Origin of the sequence: Mesorhizobium sp. M0633, assembly GCF_040320645.1 — a bacterium.
In the GTDB taxonomy this organism is placed as follows: domain Bacteria; phylum Pseudomonadota; class Alphaproteobacteria; order Rhizobiales; family Rhizobiaceae; genus Mesorhizobium.
This window is the reverse complement of sequence record NZ_JAMYQC010000015.1, coordinates 42017-63203: the sequence shown is the minus strand read 5'-3', so window position 1 is coordinate 63203 and position 21187 is coordinate 42017. Positions and strand designations below refer to the sequence as shown.

Sequence of the window (21187 nt, the reverse complement as noted above, 5' to 3'; positions counted from 1 at the left end):
TGCCGACGCGAAAGTGTCGGCAGTTGTCGCTAAGATCAATAATCGTCGCTTTTTTCCGGCGGCACCAAGCCTTCGATGCCGGCCAACAGGTCTTCTTCGGTCATGCGATCGAAGGTGACGTTGTCCTCGGCGTCGTCGGCATCGGTGGCTGCAACGGCGCTGCCGGTCTGGTCGGCAATCGCCTCGCCATCGGCTTCCGGCTCATCGACCTCGACATGCTTCTGCAGCGAATGGATGAGATCTTCCTTGAGGTCGTCCGGCGACAGCGTCTCTTCGGCGATTTCGCGGAGCGCAACGACCGGGTTCTTGTCGTTGTCGCGCGGTACGGTGATCTGCGCGCCCTGGCTGATCTGACGGGCGCGGTGGCCGGCCAAGAGCACCAGCTCGAAGCGGTTGTCGACCTTGTCGATGCAATCTTCAACGGTTACGCGGGCCATGAGTTGCCCCTTTCATGCCTGGATTTGATGGAAAGCAGGCGCGGTCCATAACCCGAACGCCGCCAAAATACAAGCTTTTATGGCGGTGCGCAGCTCTGACGCGGGCCGCCTGCGACGACACAGCGCCGATCACAATTGCTTGCGGTGCGGCATGGTGCCTTGGATTGCCGTAAAACTGGCGTTATCTCGAACGATGAAGGCCAACAGGTCTATTATCAGACCGGCCGATAGTCGCCACGCATTTAGACGACCGCTTATTTCGAAAAAGGACATTTTCCATGTTCGATCCTCGTGAAAAAATCGCTCTCTTTATCGACGGTGCCAATCTCTACGCCACCTCGCGCGCGCTGGGCTTTGACATCGATTACCGCAAACTTCTGGCGAGCTTCCAGAAACGCGGCTATCTGCTGCGCGCTTATTACTACACCGCGCTGGTCGAGGATCAGGAATACTCCTCGATACGGCCGCTGATCGACTGGCTCGACTATAACGGCTTCAAGGTGGTGACCAAACCGGCCAAGGAATTCACCGACTCGACCGGCCGGCGCAAGATTAAGGGCAATATGGATATCGAGCTGACCGTCGATGCGCTCGAGCTTGCCGATGTCGTCGACCATTATGTCATCTTTTCGGGCGACGGCGATTTCCGCACGCTGGTCGAGGCGCTGCAGCGGCGCGGGCGCAAGGTGTCGATCGTCTCGACCATGGCTTCGCAGCCGCCGATGATCTCCGACGATCTGCGCCGCCAGGCCGACCATTTCATCGACTTGATGACGCTCAAGAATGAAGTCGGCCGCGATCCGTCGGAGCGGCCGGTGCGCCGGCCCGAACCGGCCGAAGTCGACGAGGAAGACTATTGACGGTCGTTGCCTTGACCGCGCCCCTGGTCGTCTCCCCCGAACCCGATCGCGATTGCCCGCTCTGCCCGCGGTTGCACGACTTCATCGCCGAGTGGCGGCGGCGCGAGCCGTCCTGGTTCAACGCGCCGGTGCCGACCTTTTTGCCGCCGGAAGGCGAGGATGCAGTGCGTCTGCTGATCGTCGGGCTGGCGCCGGGCCTGCGCGGGGCAAACCGGACGGGGCGTCCCTTCACCGGCGATTTTGCCGGCGACCTGCTCTACAACACGCTGATCGCGCACGGCTTTGCGCGCGGCGAATTCAAAGCGCGACCGGATGACGGGCTGGAGCTTGTCGGTACGGCGATTACCAATGCGGTGCGCTGCGTGCCGCCGGAGAACAAGCCGGTTGGCGCCGAGATAGCGACCTGCCGGACGTTCCTGGTGCCGACGATCGCGCGATTTCCAAATCTGCGCGCTGTGCTGGCGCTTGGCTCGATCGCGCACCAGTCGACCGTGCGGGCGCTCGGCCAACGCGTTGCCGCCTATCCGTTCCGGCATGGTGGGCAGCAGCAGGCCAATGGCATCACGCTGTTTTCCAGCTATCATTGCTCGCGCTACAACACCAATACCGGCGTGCTGACGGAGGCGATGTTCGTCAACGTCTTCAGTCAGATAGAAGCTTTTCTGAAGACATAGAATCGGACGAGGCCCGCCAGGGCACGAGCCCTAGATTCGGGCGATCGCGAACAACCAGGCCAGGAGATCCAGCAACCACAGAAACAGTGCAAGCTGCAGCGCGACGCGCAGGCGTTGGATGATCCGCCAATTGCTGGCCATGTCGGATTTGATGCGCAGCGCAAGCGCTCGGTGCATCCCGTCCAGGGTTGCGGGAGGGTGCTGATCAACGAAGTCCTGGAGCAGCTTCTCTGGATCGAAACGGAACGTATAGTTATAATACGGCCACACCATAATCGCGACCAGCAGCCCGATAAGAAAAAGCAATGTCAGCGCCAGCCAGTCCCAAGGCCCCACGCCATCCAGGAGCGCCCTGCCTCCAAGGAGAGAACTCGCGAACGCAGTTGCAAAAATCAGATTTCCAGCGCGCGTATTGAGACTTTCAACCACGCCCTGCTGGTGCTGGAGGCCACGCACCGCCTCCGCATAGACAAATGCCAGGCGGGGGTCGCCGCCGTCCATCGCAGCAGGCGGGGCGTTGCTGTCATTGGTTGATGAAGGGCGCTCCGGCATCAAATGTACTTAGCACGGCGCCGCCTGCGATATGAATAGCCACATGGGGAAGCTTCGTCGCTCTGTCTTCGTGCCATCGAGGGTGTTTTGGTGGACGGGAATAGCATCAATCCGACGCTGTCGCTTCAGGCGCTGCGGCAAACAATGCGGCCAGCGTCGCAGGTCCGCCCTGGAGAACATTCAGGTCGACGTCGCCGCTGATGCCGTCGACGCGGCCCCGGTTGTGATACTGCCAGTAGATCCAGTTGTCATGGCCCGGCCGCAGCGCCAGCGAACGCAGCCAGCGCGGGCGGCTGGCTAGCTGCCCGGCATAGGCTTGCGCCGCCTCGTCGGTCACATAGAGGATCGCCGTCTTGCCGAACGCCGCCTCGACCGGGCCGAGGAAGGCGGAGAGTTCGGCGCTCAGCTGTTCGGGAGTTGGCCGCTGCGGGCAATTGCCGCCGAACTCGATGTCTACCACCGGCGGCAGCAAAGGCTGATCGTGCGGCACCACCGAGATGAAGTTGCGTGCCTGATCCGCACCCGGTCTGCAGAAGGTGAAGAAATGATAGGCACCGACGGCAAGACCGGCGGCGCGGGCCGCGCGCAAATTGGCGGCGAAGGCATCGTCGACATGATCGCCGCCTTCCGTCGCCTTGATCACGGCGAAGGCGACATCGTCGGCGGCAACACGCCGCCAGTCGATCTGCCGCTGATGATGGGAGACGTCGATGCCCCTGACCGGATATTTGCCGCGGTCCGGAGAAAACGTCTGGAAGTAGGTATAGCCGCCGGCCAGAACGAGGCCCGCCACGAGCAGACCGGCCGCGCCCCATAAGACGATCCGGTTTTTCAAACGAGACCTATCCCTTTTGGTCCGCCCTGCCCGCCGCTATGGCTCCGGGCGTTCGTCGCTCTAAAAGCCAAATCGCTGGCTTTTCCTCCGCTTCGCGGACCGCTCCTCACCCTCGCTCCTTCAGCAGCCGGCCCTTCTCGCGCGACCAGTCGCGCTGCTTTTCGGTCTCGCGCTTGTCGTGCAGCTTCTTGCCGCGGCCAACGGCGAGCAGCAGCTTGGCACGGCCTTGGTCGTTGAAGTAGATCTTCAGCGGCACCAGCGTCATGCCTTCGCGGTCGACGCTTTGCGCCAGCTTGGCCATCTCGCGCTTGTTGAGCAGCAGTTTGCGGCGGCGGCGCGGCTCATGGTTGAAGCGGTTGGCCTGCAGATACTCCGGCAAATAGGAGTTGATCAGCCAGATCTCGCCGCCCTCGACCGAGGCGTAGCTGTCCTGGATATTGGCCTGACCCTGGCGCAGCGATTTCACTTCCGTACCGGTCAGCACCAGGCCGGCCTCGATCGTGTCGAGCACCTCATAGGAAAACCGCGCCTTGCGGTTTTCCGCAACGGTCTTGTTGTTGGGATCGGCTTTTCTGACTTGATTCATGATGCGGAGAGGTGGCGCCTCATCCTTAGTTTATCAAGCCGGCGTGCTTCATCGCCGCGTCGATCTTCTCGGCGGTCGACGGCTCGACCGTCATTAGCGGCGAGCGCAGCACGTTCTCGACCTTGCCCAGCTTCGACAGCGCATATTTCGCGCCGGAAACGCCGGGCTCCATGAAAATCGCCTTGTGCAGCGGCAACAGACGGTCCTGGAGGTCGAGCGCCTTGGCGCTGTCGCCGGAAAGCGTTGCCTCCTGGAATTCAGCGCAAAGCCTGGGTGCGACATTTGCCGTCACCGAAATACAGCCGACGCCGCCATGCGCGTTGAAGCCGAGCGCCGAGGCGTCTTCGCCGGAGAGCTGGATGAAATCCTTGCCGCAGGTGGCGCGCTGCTCCGAAACCCGCTCGACCTTGCCGGTGGCATCCTTGACGCCGACGATGTTCTTGAAGTCGTGCACCAATTGCCCCATCGTCTCCGGGCTCATGTCGACCACCGAGCGCGGTGGAATGTTGTAGATGATGATCGGCAGGCTGGTCGCCTTGGCGACGGCGGCGAAATGCGCATAGAGGCCGCGCTGCGTCGGTCTGTTGTAATAAGGCGTGACGACAAGGGCCGCGTCGGCGCCCGCCTTCTCGGCATACTGGACCAGGCCGACCGCCTCGTCGGTGTTGTTGGAGCCGGCGCCGGCGACGACCGGAACCCGGCCCTTGGCGACCTCGATGCAAACCTTGACGACTTGGCGGTGCTCGTCATGCGACAGCGTCGGCGACTCGCCGGTGGTGCCGACAGGGACCACGCCCGTCGTGCCTTCGGCGATCTGCCAGGCGATGAACGCGCGAAAGGCTTTCTCGTCGAAACGGCCGCTCTTTTCGAACGGTGTGACGAGCGCGGTCAGCGAGCCTCTTAGCATGTCGTCCAACTCCTTGGGACTAGCGCATGACCCCGAAAATCGCAGTCGATTTCGGAAAGGATCATGCGCCAAATTTAAATTGCTACAGCGTCCTTTGCGCGTCTGAGAAGACGCGCGGCGCTGTAGGTGTTTGTCGTGCGCGCCTTCTAGCCGAAAGCGAAGCGGCGCACCATAGTCTCGACATTGTTGCGCGGCAAGCATTGCGCCAGCAATTGCAATTCGAACGACCTCGATAAGGTTTCTTTACGGGCCCTTCATCACAGACGAATAGGCTGCAGTTCATCTGTGCCAGCTGTAGCATCGAAGAATAGGAAATGACCAAATCCATGCCGACTAGGCGGCCTCATCTTTTCGCGCTTCTCGGCGCGATCGTTGTGCTGATCCCTGGCGCGGCGATCGGCGGCAGCGTCGATGGGCAGGTCACGTCGGCGATCCCGATGACGGAGCCGCAGAACGATGCACTGCAGCAGTCCCCTTCGCCATCCGCCAGCGTCGCGGCGCTGAAGAGCGGTCTCGATGCGCTGGCGGCAAACGACATTCAGCGCGCGCGCCAGGTGCGCGAAGCGCTGCCGGCCAAATCGCTCGATCGGCACATCCTTGCCTGGGCGATTGCGCTCTATGGCGGCGACCAGGTGCCGAGCGGCGACATCGCCGATGCCGCGAAGATGCTGCCGAACTGGCCGGGCACGATCGCCTTGCGCAAGAACAGCGAGCGCGCGCTCTATCGCGAGAACCCCGCGCCACAGGTGGTGGTGCGGGCGTTCGACGGCAGCCAGCCGCTGACCTTCGAGGGTGTGGTGATCCTAGCCCGCTCCTATGTAGCGCAGGGCGATACGAAGGCGGCGCGCTCGGTGCTGTCGCCATTCTGGCGCACCGAAAAGCTCGAAGCCACGGACGAGGCGGCGGTCATCCGCGAGTTCGGCGCGCTGATCCCGGCCGCCGACCATCGCTTCCGCATGGAGCGCATGTTCTATGCCGATCGGGTCGCTTCGGCGCTGCGCGTCGCCGGTCTCGCCGGCGCCCAGCAATTGGCCGATGCCTGGGCGGCAGTCACCAAAGGCGACAAGAACGCGGCCAAGCTGCTGAAGGCGGTGCCGGCAGCGCAGCGGGCGGCCGGCTATCTGTTTGCCGAAGCCGAATATCTGCGCAAGCAACAGAAATTTTCCGATGCCGCCGCGCTGGTGCTGAAGGCGCCGGGCGACCGCGACGCTCTGGTCGATCCGGACGCCTGGTGGGTCGAACGCCGGGTGCTGTCGCGCGAGCTGGTCGACCAGGGCGACATGAAGACGGCCTACAGAATAGTCGCCGCGCATGCCGCCGAAAGTCCCGCCAATGCTGCCGAGGCGGAATTCCATGCGGGCTGGTACGCGCTGCGCGGCCTCAACGACCCGAGCACCGCCGCCAAGCATTTTGCGCAAATCGCGGAGCTCGCCCAAGGGCCGATGTCGCTGTCGCGCGCCTATTACTGGCTCGGCCGTGCCGCCGAACTCGGCGGTCCCGGCAGTGCCAAGGATTATTTCAGCCGTGCCGCCAGCTACGGCACGACCTTTTACGGCCAGCTCGCCGGCGAGCGTGTCGGCCGGCAGACCCTCAATATCGTCTACCCCCAGCCAAGTGCCGCCGACCGCCGGAATTTTGCCACCCGCGAGGCGGTCAGCGCCATCGAGCGGCTGCAGCAGGCAGGCTATGACCGCTATGCCGAAACCCTCTACCGCGACCTTGCCGGGCAGTTGAGCAGCCCCGGTGAACTGGCGCTGCTTGCGATGCTGGCGGAAAGACAAGGCAACCATTTCATGGCGCTGAAGGTGGGCAAGATCGCCGGCGCACGTGGCATCGACGTCGGCGCGCTGTCGCATCCGCTCGGCGTCATTCCCGACACCGCCAACATTTCCGGCTCGGGCAAGGCGCTGGCCTATGCGATTGCCCGCCAGGAAAGCGAGTTCAACATCGGCGCCGTCTCCAGCGCCGGCGCACGCGGGCTGCTGCAACTGATGCCGGGCACGGCCAAGCAATTGGCGAAGAAGGCCGGCATGACATTTTCTCAGGCCCGGCTGACCACCGATGCCGGCTACAATGCAACGCTGGGCGCGGCCTTTCTCGGCGAGCAGCTCGGCCGCTTCGACGGCTCCTACGTGCTGACCTTCGCCGGTTACAATGCCGGCCCCACCCGCGCCGCCCAGTGGGTGGCGAAATACGGCGATCCGCGCGGCAAGGACATCGATGCCATCGTCGACTGGATCGAGCGGATTCCCTATACGGAAACAAGAAGTTACGTCCAGCGCGTGATGGAGAACTACGAGGTCTACAAGATGCGTATCTCCGGCAAGTACGACATTGTCGGGGATCTGGTGAACGGCCGGGGTTAGCCTTTCCTTCTCCCCTTGTTGTGGGAGAAGGTGGCGGAGCGAAGCTCGGTCGGATGAGGGGTGCTCCAGCTTGGTTCCGACAGCGCTCCGTCCAACAGCCCCCACGGTCTCGGCGCTAACGCGCCGATCCACCTTCTCCCACAAGGAGAGAAGGAAGAGCCCCCGATTTGACCGCCCCTGCCCTCGCCTGTAGCAGTCGCAACGATCTGACAGCAGCACGGAATCGAGTGTACATGCCAAACGACGAAGGCTTCTCCGATTTCTTCTACGCCGCGCCGGACGGGCTGTCCCTGCACGCCCGCATCTACGGCGAAGCGAATTCCGGCCGCTGGCCAGTCGTTTGCCTGCCCGGCCTGACCCGCAATTGCCGTGACTTTCACGAATTGGCGCTTTATCTGTCGGCGCAGGTGAAGCGCAACGTCGTCGCCTTCGACTATCGCGGGCGCGGGCAGTCCGCCTACGATGCCGATATCGGCCATTACAATATCGGCATCGAGGCGGGCGATATACTTGCCGGGCTGGCGGCGCTGAACATCGAGAAGGCAGCCTTCATTGGGACGTCGCGCGGCGGACTGATCATCCATGTGCTCGGGGCGATGCGGCCGCGCGTGCTGAAGGCCATCGTCTTCAACGACATCGGCCCAGTGATCGAGTCGGAAGGTCTCGCCCATATCCGCTCCTACCTCGACCCCGCGCCAAGGCCGAAGACGTACGCAGAGGTGGTCCGCGACCTGCGCAGCACCCATGGCGCGGATTTTCCGGCGCTGACCGATGCGGATTGGGAGCGGATGGCATCAGCCCTCTACCGCGAGACCGAGGAGGGATTTCTGCCCGATTTCGATCCGAAACTGGTCGAGACGCTGGCGGGGCTCGATCCCAGCCGGCCGCTGCCCGATCTTTGGCCACAGTTCGACGCGCTGGCGGCCATCCCGATGCTCGTCATACGCGGCGCCAATTCGAAGCTGCTGTCTCCCAGGACCCTCGAGCAGATGCGGATACGCCATGCCGACGTCGAGACGATCACCGTGGAGGGCCAAGGGCATACACCGTTTTTGGAGTCCGGGATCCTGCCGGGCAGGATCGCTGGTTTTTTCGATCGAGCGGAGCGGCGGGGTGGCAGGAAGTAAAGCTCAAGATCAAATAACCACCTTGAAAGCTTTACACGGACCCTATTTAGTGGTGACAGATTGTCGAAGTCGGTGCCCACGTTTCTTCCCTTCTCCCCCTGTGGGAGAAGGTGGATTGGCGCGTAGCGCCAAGACGGTTGAGGGGTGTTGGAAGAAATGAGGCGTTGGCGTTCCCTGGAACACCCCTCATCCGACCGAGCTGCGCTCGGCCACCTTCTCCCACAAGGGGAGAAGGGAGAGCCGTACGCGAGCCAGATGAGCGACACTACCGGGATTTTGCCCTTTTCACCACGGTTTTCGGAGACTTTTCGCTCTTAGCCGGCTTATTCTTCTGCTCATCCATCGCTGAATGAGCAGACAAAGCGCTTGCGCCGCCGAAGTCCGAGCCACCGGACCGAGGCGTTTCCAGCACGGTGACGCAGCCGTCGAGGTCGTTGGTGGCCAGATGGGCGTAACGCATGGTCATCGACAGCGTCTGATGGCCGAGCCACATCTGCACGCGCCTGATGTCGATGCCGCCCTGGACGAGACGCGAGGCGCAAGTATGGCGCAATATATGCGGCACGACCTGATCGTCGGCACCAAGCCCGACTTCGGCCTTGGCATCGTTCCAGATGGCGCGAAACTGCGCCTGGCTGAGCTTGGTGAACGGGCCTTTGGGCCGGCGGCCCTCGGTGGCCGGCAGCTTGATCACCTCTTTTACCCGCTCGGTCATCGGAATGGTGCGGCTGCGGCCGGATTTGGTGATCCAGAAACTGACGCGGTGCTCCTGGATATCGTTCCAGATCAAACCCAGCGCTTCGCCGAGGCGGCAGCCGGTGTCGACGAGAAAGACGGAAAGCCGATAAGCGTCCTCGCTGCGGCTCTTGATGGCGGCGAAGAGCCGGGCCTCCTCGTCTCTTTCGAGGAAACGAATCCGTCCCGCCCGCTCCTTCTGGCGGCGGAACTCGGGCAGGCTGTGGATATCCCCCATCTTGTAAGCCTTGCGCAGCAGTTTGCTGAGGGCAGCCATCTTCCGGTTGATGGTTGCGTTGCTGTTGCCGCGCTGGCGCAAGGTGCCGATAAGGTTGTCGAGGGTGCTTTGGTCAAAGGCGCTGAAACGCTCCCCAAGGAGAATCTCGTCTATCTCGCCGATGAAGGAGCTGACATTGTATTTATGCCGCCCGTCATCCCAAAGTATGTCCCGGTATGCTGAAAACAGTTCTCCGATCCTGTGCGACTTTACTTCTCGTATCTTGTTATAACTGTATTTTATCTTTGCAGTTTGAGAAGAAAATATCGAAAAATGATCAGAGGTTCCTCCCTCTTGAATCGCATCGTTCGTCATTATTCGCCACACCCCCCGAGTGGAATAGGCCTAGACCTACCTGCTTGGCGGTGCCCTTTCAAGAGTTTTAAGCGTTGCGGCCGATTTCATCCGCCAGCGGCGGATCCCAACGACATCGTTCCACAACTCTGTTCAGCTACCGAACCCCCTTTTCCTTCTATTTGCGACCAGTCGCGAGAACAAAAACAGCCCGGGCGTTAAAGCGCCCGGGCTGGATTTCACTTGCCTTAAGTCCAGCCCTTAGAACGAGCGCTGGAAGCGGAGGAAGCCGCCAACGGCGTTTTTCTTGTCGCCCGGGATGCCGGTCCAGTTGTATTCATAACCGGGCAGCGAGTCGCTATCGATGTGATGGCTGTTATGAGCCCAGTCCACTTCGGCCGTGATCGTGAAGCCGGGAACGATGTCGTAGGCGATATTGGCCGCGACGCCAGCTTCCTTGGCTTCGTCATACGACGCCTGGAGGTTGAACGAGGTCTTCTCGTTGATGGTGTAGGTGCCACCACCCCAGACTGCCCAGTTGCCGCCCCACTGCTTGTAGAAGTTGCGCGGGAGATTGTCGTCAGAACCGTAGCCGGCCATCAAGAACAGCGACAGGTTCTGCATCGGCGTCACGTCGAGGCGAACCTTGCCGGCCCATTCTTCCAGGCTGCTGTCATAGGCGACAACACCGCTGATGGAGCCCCAGCCCTGCGTGTACTTCACGCCGCCGACGACATACGGAACGAAGCTGTCGACCGAGTCGTGACCGAGATTGAGGGCAGTATTAGCGTCGTTAAGGATAAAGCCTTCACCGGTTTCCAACGAAGCCACGGCCGAGAAGCCGTTGCCGGCATCGAAGTAGTACTGGACGACGTTGGTGTCGAAACCGCCGTAGGGAACGATCGTATCCTGGATGACGTTGCCGGCGTAGCCGGTGAACGTGTTGAAGGCTGTTTCGTCCTTACCGACGCGGAGACCACCAAGCTGGATCCAGGCGAAGTTCAGCGAAACGCCTCTGCTGCCAAAGTCGGAGAAGCCCGTGTCGAACCCAGGCACGCTTTGATAACCAGTTCCCCAGTTGAAGCGGGTCTCGGTGTAGGTCTTCAAGGTGCCCATCTCGGTTTCCTGGCCGGTATAGGTCCTCAGCGTGAAGCGAGCCTGCTTGTAGTAGCCGTCGTTCTCGTTGTCTTCACCATTCAAGGCATCCAACAGGTCCTGGTACCTGGCGCCGTCGAACGAGCCAGCCTGGCCCACGCCGATGTCATAGCGGACATAGCCGCCGATGCGCAGGCAGATTTCGGTGCCGGGGATGTAGTAGTAGCCAGCGCCGTAGACGTCGCAGATCTTGACGTATTCAGCGGGTTCCGGCTCGGCGACGACGACGGCGTCGGCGGCGCGCGCACCGGAAACTGCGATCAGTGCCGCAGCGGAGCCGAGAAGAAGGCTCTTGATGTTCATTTTCTGACCTCCAGTCAAAAGTTAAAAAACGGGTCTGGGTATTCTTTGCTGAAGGACAGCGTTCCCTGCCCCATCCCCACTACCGAAAAAGATGCGCACCGCGCCGCTCCTTCAAACCCGACATTACCCATGAGACGGCGGCGTTCAACCACGATCGTACCGGCAAAAGGTTTGTGTTGGCGCTATACCCCGGCGTTGTTGCACAAATGACACGATTTGGCCTCACTCCGAAAGCTCCCGTTAACCAACAGCCCTTCGCAAGCCGTTGCAAACCGCGGATTCCGGCGATGGTCGGCCCGAAATGTGACCGTGGCCCGAGTCGCGAACCAGGGAATTGCCGTAGAATCGCCACATCGCCGCGCGGCGCTTTGGCGAAGGGTCGATTTTTCAAGGATAATAGCGTCAGCTTGTTGATTGTGCCGGCGCTTTTCTTTATCCACCGGCGCAACGGAGAGGTGGCCGAGTGGTCGAAGGCGCTCCCCTGCTAAGGGAGTAGAGGTCAAAAGCTTCTCGTGGGTTCGAATCCCATCCTCTCCGCCACCCTACGCCCTGCGGGCTTCGGGTGGCAGGCCACCCGAAACCGCATTTTGGGCGTAGGGTGTCGCCCGAAGCTACGAAGTAGCGTAGGGGGACCATGTGGTACGTCTATTTCCTGCAACTTCGTAACGGCGATGTCTACGTCGGGTCGACCAACGACCTTCGGCGCCGTTTCGAATCGCATCGATCAGGCTATGTGACTTCGACTAAGGCCTATCTGCCTGTAGCTTTGAAGTCCTACATCGGGGTTGAAACCGAGGCCAACGCACGGCAACTCGAGCGATATTTCAAGACCGGTTCGGGCAAGACCTTTGCGAGTAAACGTTTTTGGCCGACACGGCCTCACTGACGGCCTTAGGACCTATCTATTTGAAATATAAATAAAAACAAACCCAACGAGCTGCTTTTCGCCGACCTCCGTCCCGATTCTGACTGGAGGTCAGAAAATGAATATCAAGAGCCTTCTTCTCGGCTCAGCCGCGGCATTCGTCGCGGTCTCCGGTGCGCGCGCCGCCGACGCTGTTGTGGTCGCCGAGCCTGAACCCGCCGAATACGTCAAGATTTGCGACGTCTACGGCGCCGGCTACTTCTACATCCCCGGCACCGAGACCTGCCTGCGCATCGGCGGCTACGTCCGCTATGACATCGGCATCGGTGACGTCGGCTCATTTGACGGTGCAAAGACTACCGATCAGCAGGACGGCGACTCGCAGGATACCTACTACAAGCACGCCCGCTTCACGCTCAAGACCTGGACCGGCCAGGAAACCGAGCTCGGCACCTTGAAGACCTACACCGAGACGCGCTTCAACTGGGGTAACCACAACGATTACCTTGATGACAACTTCAATGGCGGTACGAGCGTTTCGCTGAACTTTGCCTGGGTCCAGCTCGGTGGTCTGCGCGTTGGCAAGGACGAATCGGCCTTCGATACCTTCATCGGCTACGCCGGCAACGTCATCCAGGATACGCTGGTCCCCTACGGCGGCTTCGACACCAATGTCGTCCAGTATTACTTCGATGCCGGAAACGGCTTCTCGGCCGTGGCTTCGTTGGAAACCGGTTCGGGCAGTGCCGCCGCGGATCCTGGCATTTTCCAAGACAGCAACAGCGGCAATGATTCCATCGACAGCTATGTCCCGTATGTCGTCGGCGGTATCAAATACACGCAGGGCTGGGGCTCGATCACCGGTGTCGCCGCCTACGACAGCACCTGGGAAGAGTGGGCCGGCAAGGTTCGCGTCGACGTTACGCCGATACAGAACCTGACACTGTTCCTCATGGCCGGTTACGGCTCTGACGACAACATCGACCGCAACTTCTACAAGCAATGGGGCGGCAACTGGGCAGTCTGGGGTGGTGGCACTTACACCATAAACGAGAAGACCTCGTTCAACCTCCAGGCGTCGGCTGACGATGACAAAAACTACGGCGTCGCCGCGAACATTGCCTACGATATCGTTCCCGGTCTCACGATCACTGCCGAAGTCGATTGGGCCCGCGACGGTCAGTTTGACAAAGCCTACGATCGCAACTGGACCAATGCCGACGACAAGGACAGCGTCGGCGGCATGCTCCGCTTCCAGCGCTCATTCTAACAGTCCGAGCTAGATTGAGATTGAACCCGGCGGGCAACCGCCGGGTTTTTCGTATCGGCGCGACGCAGCTGTCAACTCTCGATGCATAATGCAGGCTGCTGCTGAGCAGCCGATCGCAGGGCTGGTCGAATGCAATGCTCGCTCCGCACGCTTGTTCGTGCAAAAGAAAACTTGGGCCGATCTGAAGAGCTGGCCTACCGGATCAATGTATCTCGACAGCAAGTCACGATCGACCTCGGCCGATCGGGCGCATCCTACTTGTTCAAATTTCAGCCAGATCGCCCAAGGCGTCAATCAGCGGCTGAATTGCGCTCTCATACTTTTTCCAGCGTTTGACGGATGAACTATAGATCGGCTGCCGGACCTGCCAGCGGCTGGGGGTATTGACCGATCCGCTCCTCTCGAAAAAGCGCAGGCAGGAATCGTCCCAAGGCAAGCCGAGATGATCGATGAGACGGCGCGATTGCGTCTCCTGATCCGCAACCAGCGTCTCATAGCGGCTTTCGAAAATACGTCCGGGAAAGACCTTGTCCCAGTGCCGCATCAAGCGATCATATTCGCGGTAGTACAACCCGAGTGTCTCAAGGTCGGCGTTGTAGCCGTGGTCCTTGGTGAAATGCAAGACGAAGCAGGAGACGCAATTGTCGATGGCATCGCGCCGGCAATGAATGATGCGTGCGTTGGGAAAGAGAATTCCAATCACGCCGATAAACTCGAAGTTGTGCGGCATCTTGTCGACGATGCGGGGCGCGGCAGGCGCGTGCTGGCGCAGATAAGACAGGTATTCTTCGGCCAGCGCCCTCGACTGATCCCTCGTCATCGACATAATCGAACTGCGCAGGTCCTCATCCGACAGTATTCTAAAGCCCATCGAGTTCGCGATTCGCCGCAGCTTCGTAAGCTCCCCGGCGCCATGGACATCCGGATGGCTCGCGCAGATCTGCTCGGTCAGCGTCGTCCCCGACCGGGGCATGCCCAGCACAAACACAGGCACTTCAGACGGACTGCCGTGGCCAGCCTTGGCTTCCAATAGTGATGGGCTGAATATCTCGATCATGGAATCGACGCTTCGGCGGTAGTACTCCAGGTCGAAATCGTGACCAGCGGCCTTTTTCGCCCTCTTGAAGTGATCTATCGCCTCTTCATAGCGCTGAAGATCGTTCAGCACTTTGCCTGCCGCGTGGTGGAGCTGCGATGCAGCAACGGGTTCGAGCCTGGGATTGGAGAGTTCGCGCAGGATAGAGTCGAGCTCGGCAGGTTTTTCGGTGAACTTTTGCGTGTCGACCAGGTAATTGTAGGCTGCCCCAACATCGACGCGACGTTCTATTGCCTGATCGAGATAGGCTCTGGCTTCGTCCATGCGGCCGAGGCTGGTGAGCGCACCAGCCAGACCAATCCGGACCATGGGATGGTCGCCGTTGATCTTTAGCGCCTTCCAGTAAAGGGGCAAAGCCATCTCGGCCTTGTCGAAGTTGACGTAGGCACGCGCCAGTCCGCAAAGCGCTTCCACCAGATCGGGTTTCAATTCGCAGGCGCGCTGCAGGTGCCTGATCGCAAGCAAGCTGTCGCCAAGCTTCAGACCGGCTTCTCCCAGGCTAAGGTGGAAATATGGATTCTGAGGCGTCTGGCTTACTGCCCGCGCAAAATATTTGAGAGCCAACTCGTCGTCGATACCGAGCCCCAACGTGCCGAGGACGTAGAGCGAAAGCGGGTGGTTGGGCGTGCGGGCGAGAACGCGATGGCATAATTCCTCCGCCTCCGGGAGCCGCTTGGCTTGCTGAAGTTCGAGCGCCTGTCGCAGCAGCATGTCGTCAGCTTGCGCGCGCGAGGGCGATTTCACTTTCGACGGCTGCAGTTTCGGCGCCGAACGGGACTTTATGTGTTTGGACCAAGCGGGCGGCAGTCGGTTGCTCATCATGTCTCGCTAGCAAAATGGTCCGGGAGAATCCAGCCTGGCCTGAAGGCTGGCCTATCCTGTCGGGCGCCCTCCTTGTTCAAAGTTCGGCTAGGTCGCCCAAGGCGTCGATCAGCGGCTGGATCTTGCCCTCATAATTTTTCCAGTGCTTGATGGACGAGTTGTAGATCGGCTGCCGGACTTGCCAGCGACTGGCCGTGTTGACCGATCCGCCCTTCTCGAAGAAGCGCAGGCAGGCATCGTCCCAGGGCAATCCAAGATAATCGATCAGACGGCGCGATTGTGCCTCCTGATCCGCAACCAGCGTCTCGTAGCGACTTTCGAGGATGCGTCCCGGAAAAACCTTGTCCCAATGTCGCATCAGGCGATCGTATTCACGGTAGTACAGCCCGAGCGTCTGCAGGTCGGCGATGTAGCTGTGTCCCTTGGAGAAATTCTGGAAAAAACACGAGAGGCAATTGTCGATGGCGTCGCGGCGACAGTGAATAATCCGCGCGTTGGGAAAGAGGAGGCCTATGAGGCCTATCAATTCGAAATTCCGGGGCATCTTGTCGACTATGCGACGTGCGGTCGGCGCACGCTCACGAAGGTAGGACAGGTGCTCCTCGGCCAGGATTTTGGACAGGTCAGGGGTGATCGGCACTATCGATTGGCCCAAAGCCCGTGCCGAAAGCCTGGTGAGGCCGGTAGCATTTGCGGCTCGCCTTAGCTTTTTAAGTTCTCCTGCGCCGTGAACATCCGGGTGGCTCGCGCAAATCTGCTCGGTCAGGGTGGTCCCCGACCGGGGCATTCCCAATACAAACACGGGCACTTCCGATGGGCTTCCATGACCCGCCTTGGTAGCCACCATGTCCGGGTTGAAGAGCTCGATCGTAGAGTCGACCCAGCGGCGATAGGCTTCCAGATCAAACTTATAGCCTGCGGCCTGCTTGCCTTTCTTGAAATGATCTATCGCGTCTTCGTAGCGCCCAAGGTCGTTCAGCACCTTGCCGGCTGCGTGATGAAGTCTCATCGCACTTTCGGGGTCAAGCTTTGGGTAGCCCAGTTCGCGCAGGATGGACTTAAGTTCGGCCGGCTCTTCGGTGAATTTGCGCGTATGCACAAGCTCGTTATAGGCAGCGGGCATCGCGATGCGACGTTCGATCGCTTCTTTCAGATAGACTTCGGCTTCGTCCACGCGACCGAGACCGGTGAGTGCGCTGACCAGTCCTGTCCGAACGCGAGGATGATCGCGGTTGATCTTGAGCGCTTTCTCGTAAACCGGGACAGCCATGTCAGCCTTGTCGAATTCGACGTAAGCGCGTCCCAACGCGCAAAGCGCTTCCAGCAAATCGGGCTTCAACTTCAATGCTTGCTGAATATGCCTGATTGCGGGCGAATATTCGCTGACTTTTAGATAAACTTCACCCAGACTAAGGTGATAAAAGGGGTTTTGAGGCTCCTCGCCGACGGCTCGGGCCAAATATCGCAGCGCCGTTTCATCGTCGAGCCCGATGAACAGCGTGCCCATGATATACAAAGCCAGGGGATGGTTGGGCGTGCGCTCCAGCACGCGGCGGCACAGTTCCTCAGCCTCGGCCAACCGCTTGGCCTGCTGCAAGCCATACGCCTGTTTCAGCAGCGCATCGTCAGCTTGCGCGCGCGACGGCGGTTTCGCTTTCGGCGGCTGCACTTTCGGCGCCGGGCGGGACTTTATGTGTTTGGACCAAGCGGGCGGCAGTCGGTTGCTCATCATGTCTCGCTAGCAAAATGATCCGGGAGAATCCAGCCTGACGTGCCCGCCTGCCGCGGAACTTGCGCAGGCCAAGCCAGCAGGCTAGCAAGAAGGCCCCTTTTCGAACGAGCCTTTGCCATGCGCCCTCCCCTTACGCCGCTCATCGACGCGCTTCCCTCCACGGTACCGTTTGTCGGCCCGGAGGCGCAGGAGCGTGATCGCGGTCGCGCCTTTCGCGCCCGCATCGGCGCCAATGAGAGCAGCTTTGGCCCTTCCCCACGCGTCATTGCCCGTATGGCCGAGATTGCCGGCGACATGTGGATGTACTGCGACCCTGACAATCACGATTTGAAGGTAGCCGTGGCCCGGCATCTCGGTGTCGGCGCCGAAAACGTCGTCGTCGGCGAAGGCATAGACGGGCTGCTCAGCCTGGTTGCGCGCATGTATGTGGCGCCGGGCGATGCGGTGGTGACCTCGCTCGGCGCCTATCCGACCTTCAACTTTCATGTTGCCGGCGTCGGCGGCCGGCTGGTCGCAGTGCCCTACGAGAACGATCGGGAAAACCTCGACGGCCTGCTGGCGGCAGTGGCCAGGGAAAAGGCGCCACTGGTCTACCTGTCCAATCCGGACAATCCGATGGGCAGCTGGTGGGAAGCCGCCGAGCTCAGCCGCTTCATCGAAGCCTTGCCGGAGACCACAATGCTGGTGCTCGACGAAGCCTATGGCGAATTAGGGCCAGCCTCAGCGCTGCCGCCGATCGATGTGGCGCGGCCGAACGTCATCCGCGTGCGCACCTTTTCCAAGGCCTATGGGCTGGCCGGCATACGCTGCGGCTATGCGGTGGCCGAGGCCCAAGTGATTCGGGACTTCGAGAAGATCCGCAACCACTATGGCGTCAGCCGCATGGCGCAGATCGCCGGTGTCGAGGCGCTTGCCGATCAGGCCTGGCTGGATAGCGTGGTGGCGCGGGTCGCCGCCGGCCGCCGGCGTACCGCCGCAATAGCCGAAGCGAACGGGCTGAAGCCGCTGGCTTCGGCGACCAATTTCGTCACCATCGACTGCGGCCGCGACGGCGCTTTCGCACTAAAAGTGCTGCAGGCGCTGTTGTCACGCGACGTCTTCATCCGCAAGCCGATGGTGCCGGTTCTCGACCGCTGCATCCGGGTCAGTGTCGGCCTCGACCACGAGCTCGACATCTTTGCCGAGGAACTGCCTGGCGCACTGGCGGCAGCGCGGGGGAACTGAAGAGCGCAACGCCGGGATTCCAGTGCTGCCCGCTATTTCTCTCCGAGCAGGCGCATGACGCACTTCAAGGCGTCCGATAATTCGGCAGCCGCGTCATCGGCGAGGCCGGCCGTCAGCCGGGCGAGGTCGCGATCCGCCGCAGCGTGAAGCCTGGCGAGCTCAGCACTTCCGCGAGCGGTCAGCGACAGGATACGTCTGCGCCGATCGGCTGGGTCAGAGCGTGTCTCGGTCAGGCCAGCGGCGGCGAACCTCCTCAGGACGCGTGTGACATAGGCCGGATCGAGCCGGAGTTCGGCAGCGATTTCGGAGGCCGCCGGCCGGAGATCGAGGTGGAACGCCCGTGCAAGAAACCCTGCCTCACCGCCGCTATTGGCGACAGCGCGGGATCGGCCGCCCAATTCGAACAGCAGCCGCGCCTCGCCCAGCGTATAGGCGCTGTGCGTCAAGGTCAGGTCGAGCAGCCCGATCAGGCGCGTGTAGAAGCGATTGAAGCCACGTATCTCCGCGACAAGGGCATTCCGATCGGCCGGCATGTCGACCTCCTTCGGACGGACCGCTCCGTCAGGGCCATGATCGCCTATTATTTGACTTAGTCAATCATCGGTGGAGGCGCCACCCATCTCGCAGTGCGAAATCTGGCGGATAGCGACCGGAGAGAAACCTTCGATGCACGTTGCGCGGTTGAATTTGCGCGGCGATGCGCCAGACTCGACTCAAAGGATGGAGAGCGCGATGACCGATCGTACGGTGCAGGTACGCATATACGGCAAGGTGCAAGGCGTCAGCTACCGGGTTTGGGTGCGGCGCGAGGCGTCGGCGCTTGGCCTTGCCGGGTGGGTGCGCAACGAAGTTGACGGCTCGGTGACAGCCTTGATTGCAGGAACCGGGGCGGCGGTCTCGACGATGATCGAACGGTTTTGGCAAGGGCCGCCAGGGGCAGCGGTTTCAAAGGTCGATGTCGAAGAGATCGAGGCTCGCGACACGTCGGCCGATTTCAGGATTGTTGCCTAGCAAGGCATGGTCCTGCTCATTCGCTTCCATCGCACAAAATTCTCCAGGGTGCAGATAGAGCAAATCTGAAGCCATTGCCCTGCCCGGACATGCCTCGGTTCTTGAATTAATTGAACGTTTGTTTTATTGTCCGCGAAAAGGCGGCTTGTCATGGCGCGTACGACCGGTTCCGACGGAGAGAAGACCGAAGCTGCGGTCCGCGAGGCGGCGGTCAGCCTGATTGCGCGTCTTGGCTACGAGGCGATGTCGATGCGCCAACTGGCGGCCGAGGTCGGCGTCCAGGCAGCGGCGCTGTACCGCTACTTCCCGACCAAGCAGGACCTTCTGTTCATGCTGATGCGTGAGCATATGGAAGGCTTGATCGAGGCGTGGCGCGCAACACGCCCTGTCGGCGCCGATCCGGCAGCGCGGCTTGCCGCTTATGTCGAAAACCACATCGCTTTCCATATCGAACGCCGCCACTCCACCCATGTCTCGAACATGGAGCTGCGCAGCCTGTCGCATGAAAAACTCACGCAGATCCTGCGCATGCGCACGGCCTACGAGAAGGAGCTGCGCGCCATCCTGCGCGACGGCGTCGAAGGGGGGTTATTCAGCATCGAAGACACCGGGCTCACCGCCATGGCGCTGATCCAGATGATGACCGGCGTCATCGTCTGGTTCCGGCCGGGCGAACGGCTGTCGATCGCCGAAGTCACCGCTACATATCTAGCAATGACAATGCGCCTTGTTGGAGCAAAGAGCGATGGCGCGAGGACGAGCCACGGCGCCGTGCGTCCATTCGAGCGCGCAACGGACGCTGCAGCACTTTGATTTCGCGCATGATCCCGATTTTCGCGGTCGTGCGCCGGGAGGAACGGCATGTACACGCATACGCTCAACTTCGGGCTTGACGAAGACATCGAGGCGCTGCGCGACCTGGTGCGGCGCTTCGCCCAGGAAAAGATCGCACCGATCGCCGCCGAGATCGACCGCTCGAACGAATTCCCGGCACATCTGTGGGCGGAGCTCGGCGGGCTCGGCCTGCTCGGCATCACCGCCGATCCCGATTTCGGCGGCAGCGGCATGGGCTACCTCGCCCATGTCGTGGCGATGGAGGAGATTTCGCGCGCCTCGGCCTCGGTCGGCCTCTCCTACGGCGCCCATTCCAACCTCTGCGTCAACCAGATCAACCGCTGGGCGACGCAGGCGCAGAAGGAAAAATATCTGCCTTCGCTCTGCAGCGGCGAGAAGGTCGGCGCACTGGCGATGTCGGAATCGGGAGCCGGCTCCGATGTGGTGTCGCTGCGCCTGCGCGCCGAAAAGCGCAATGATCGCTATGTGCTCAATGGCACCAAAATGTGGATCACCAACGGGCCGGATGCCGAGACGCTGGTCGTCTACGCCAGGACCGATCCGGAACTCCATTCGCGCGGCATCACCGCTTTCATCGTCGAAAAGGCCTTTGCCGGTTTTTCCGTGGCGCAAAAGCTCGACAAGCTCGGCATGCGTGGCTCGAACACCGGCGAGCTGGTGTTCGAGAATGTCGAAGTGCCGTTCGACAATGTGCTGCACGAGGAAGGGCGCGGCGTCGAGGTGCTGATGTCGGGCCTCGACTACGAACGCGCCGTGCTGGCCGGCGGCCCGATCGGGCTGATGGCTGCGTGCCTCGACGTGGCGATCCCTTACGTGCACGAACGCAGGCAGTTCGGCCAGCCGATCGGCGAGTTCCAGCTGGTGCAAGGCAAGCTAGCCGACATGTATGCGACGATGAACGCGGCGCGCGCCTACGTCTATGCCGTGGCCGCCGCTTGCGATCGCGGTGAGACGGCCCGCAAGGATGCTGCCGGCTGTATTCTCTTCGCCGCCGAAAAGGCAACGCTGATGGCGCTCGACGCCATCCAACTTTTGGGCGGCAACGGCTACATCAACGACTACCCGACCGGCCGGCTTTTGCGCGACGCCAAGCTCTACGAGATCGGCGCCGGCACCAGCGAAATCCGTCGCTGGCTGATCGGGCGGGAAATCATGGTGGAGGGCGCCTGATGGCGTCTTTTTGAGATTTTGCCAGAAGCCGCAC

Annotated in this window: 20 protein-coding genes and 1 tRNA gene; 11 read left to right on the top strand and 10 right to left on the bottom strand. The window is 61.2% G+C overall.

Annotation, left to right across the window (positions count from 1 at the left end; all coding sequences use genetic code 11):
- Window positions 1-35: 35 nt before the first annotated feature.
- Window positions 36-437 carry a DNA-directed RNA polymerase subunit omega gene (rpoZ, locus tag NKI47_RS17555; protein WP_023677773.1) on the bottom strand — a complete coding sequence of 134 codons (402 nt, stop codon included), beginning with the start codon at window positions 435-437 and terminating at the stop codon, window positions 36-38.
- 278 nt (window positions 438-715) lie between these two features.
- Between rpoZ and NKI47_RS17550 the strand changes: the two genes are divergently transcribed.
- Together NKI47_RS17550 and NKI47_RS17545 are read left to right on the top strand one after the other, a co-directional pair.
- Window positions 716-1297, top strand: coding sequence for a LabA-like NYN domain-containing protein (locus tag NKI47_RS17550; protein WP_023677774.1), 582 nt, complete (start codon window positions 716-718; stop codon window positions 1295-1297).
- Window positions 1294-1971, top strand: a complete 678-nt coding sequence (locus tag NKI47_RS17545; RefSeq protein WP_352454370.1) for a uracil-DNA glycosylase — start codon at window positions 1294-1296, stop codon at window positions 1969-1971. The genes NKI47_RS17550 and NKI47_RS17545 overlap by 4 nt, the downstream gene beginning before the upstream one ends.
- Before the next feature lie 30 nt (window positions 1972-2001).
- Here NKI47_RS17545 and NKI47_RS17540 read toward each other — a convergent pair whose 3' ends face one another.
- From NKI47_RS17540 to dapA, 4 genes are all read right to left on the bottom strand, one after another.
- A complete protein-coding gene (locus NKI47_RS17540; RefSeq protein WP_352449007.1) occupies window positions 2002-2523 on the bottom strand; it encodes a hypothetical protein in 522 nt (173 codons plus the stop codon).
- A 106-nt stretch (window positions 2524-2629) separates the two neighbouring features.
- Window positions 2630-3358: a GH25 family lysozyme gene (locus NKI47_RS17535; protein ID WP_352569836.1), complete on the bottom strand. Its 729-nt coding sequence runs from the start codon at window positions 3356-3358 to the stop codon at window positions 2630-2632.
- A 106-nt stretch (window positions 3359-3464) separates the two neighbouring features.
- Window positions 3465-3944: an SsrA-binding protein SmpB gene (gene smpB, locus NKI47_RS17530; RefSeq protein WP_023768487.1), complete on the bottom strand. Its 480-nt coding sequence runs from the start codon at window positions 3942-3944 to the stop codon at window positions 3465-3467.
- A 25-nt stretch (window positions 3945-3969) separates the two neighbouring features.
- Window positions 3970-4851, bottom strand: coding sequence for a 4-hydroxy-tetrahydrodipicolinate synthase (gene dapA / locus NKI47_RS17525; protein ID WP_352490891.1), 882 nt, complete (start codon window positions 4849-4851; stop codon window positions 3970-3972).
- A gap of 326 nt (window positions 4852-5177) precedes the next feature.
- On the opposite strand from dapA, the gene NKI47_RS17520 reads away from it, so the two are divergent.
- A complete protein-coding gene (locus tag NKI47_RS17520) occupies window positions 5178-7217 on the top strand; it encodes a lytic transglycosylase domain-containing protein (protein WP_352592105.1) in 2040 nt (679 codons plus the stop codon).
- 233 nt (window positions 7218-7450) lie between these two features.
- Window positions 7451-8344 carry an alpha/beta fold hydrolase gene (locus tag NKI47_RS17515; RefSeq protein ID WP_352592004.1) on the top strand — a complete coding sequence of 298 codons (894 nt, stop codon included), beginning with the start codon at window positions 7451-7453 and terminating at the stop codon, window positions 8342-8344.
- A gap of 265 nt (window positions 8345-8609) precedes the next feature.
- Here the strand turns inward: NKI47_RS17515 and NKI47_RS17510 are convergent, their stop codons facing one another.
- Both NKI47_RS17510 and NKI47_RS17505 read right to left on the bottom strand, forming a co-directional pair.
- On the bottom strand, window positions 8610-9671 hold the full coding sequence (locus NKI47_RS17510; RefSeq protein WP_352592001.1) for a tyrosine-type recombinase/integrase: 1062 nt from the start codon (window positions 9669-9671) through the stop codon (window positions 8610-8612).
- Between the two features lie 240 nt (window positions 9672-9911).
- Window positions 9912-11108 (bottom strand): porin, encoded by a 1197-nt coding sequence (locus NKI47_RS17505; protein ID WP_352591998.1) that lies wholly within the window; start codon window positions 11106-11108, stop codon window positions 9912-9914.
- 449 nt (window positions 11109-11557) lie between these two features.
- Here NKI47_RS17505 and NKI47_RS17500 point away from each other — a divergent pair.
- From NKI47_RS17500 to NKI47_RS17490, 3 genes are all read left to right on the top strand, one after another.
- Window positions 11558-11648, top strand: a tRNA-Ser gene (locus NKI47_RS17500).
- 94 nt (window positions 11649-11742) lie between these two features.
- Entirely contained in the window at window positions 11743-11994 is a 252-nt protein-coding gene (locus NKI47_RS17495) for a GIY-YIG nuclease family protein (RefSeq protein WP_352591996.1), read from the top strand.
- Between the two features lie 97 nt (window positions 11995-12091).
- On the top strand, window positions 12092-13243 hold the full coding sequence (locus NKI47_RS17490; RefSeq protein WP_352591993.1) for a porin: 1152 nt from the start codon (window positions 12092-12094) through the stop codon (window positions 13241-13243).
- 262 nt (window positions 13244-13505) lie between these two features.
- Here the strand turns inward: NKI47_RS17490 and NKI47_RS17485 are convergent, their stop codons facing one another.
- On the bottom strand, window positions 13506-15158 hold the full coding sequence (locus NKI47_RS17485; RefSeq protein WP_352591990.1) for a tetratricopeptide repeat-containing sulfotransferase family protein: 1653 nt from the start codon (window positions 15156-15158) through the stop codon (window positions 13506-13508).
- A 79-nt stretch (window positions 15159-15237) separates the two neighbouring features.
- Window positions 15238-16890, bottom strand: a complete 1653-nt coding sequence (locus NKI47_RS17480; protein ID WP_352591987.1) for a tetratricopeptide repeat-containing sulfotransferase family protein — start codon at window positions 16888-16890, stop codon at window positions 15238-15240.
- A gap of 120 nt (window positions 16891-17010) precedes the next feature.
- Between NKI47_RS17480 and NKI47_RS17475 the strand changes: the two genes are divergently transcribed.
- Window positions 17011-18117: a pyridoxal phosphate-dependent aminotransferase gene (locus NKI47_RS17475; protein ID WP_352591984.1), complete on the top strand. Its 1107-nt coding sequence runs from the start codon at window positions 17011-17013 to the stop codon at window positions 18115-18117.
- A gap of 32 nt (window positions 18118-18149) precedes the next feature.
- On the opposite strand, the gene NKI47_RS17470 is transcribed toward NKI47_RS17475, so the two are convergent.
- The gene (locus NKI47_RS17470; protein ID WP_352591981.1) at window positions 18150-18650 is read right to left on the bottom strand and encodes a MarR family winged helix-turn-helix transcriptional regulator; all 501 of its coding nucleotides are present in this window, start codon (window positions 18648-18650) and stop codon (window positions 18150-18152) included.
- A 199-nt stretch (window positions 18651-18849) separates the two neighbouring features.
- Between NKI47_RS17470 and NKI47_RS17465 the strand changes: the two genes are divergently transcribed.
- The 3 genes from NKI47_RS17465 to NKI47_RS17455 all read left to right on the top strand — a co-directional run bounded on the left by NKI47_RS17465 (window position 18850) and on the right by NKI47_RS17455 (window position 21153).
- Window positions 18850-19128, top strand: a complete 279-nt coding sequence (locus NKI47_RS17465; protein WP_023677791.1) for an acylphosphatase — start codon at window positions 18850-18852, stop codon at window positions 19126-19128.
- Window positions 19129-19278: 150 nt separating this feature from the next.
- Window positions 19279-19941 (top strand): TetR/AcrR family transcriptional regulator, encoded by a 663-nt coding sequence (locus tag NKI47_RS17460; protein WP_352591978.1) that lies wholly within the window; start codon window positions 19279-19281, stop codon window positions 19939-19941.
- Window positions 19942-19989: 48 nt separating this feature from the next.
- Entirely contained in the window at window positions 19990-21153 is a 1164-nt protein-coding gene (locus NKI47_RS17455) for an isovaleryl-CoA dehydrogenase (protein ID WP_352454356.1), read from the top strand.
- Window positions 21154-21187: the final 34 nt, after the last annotated feature.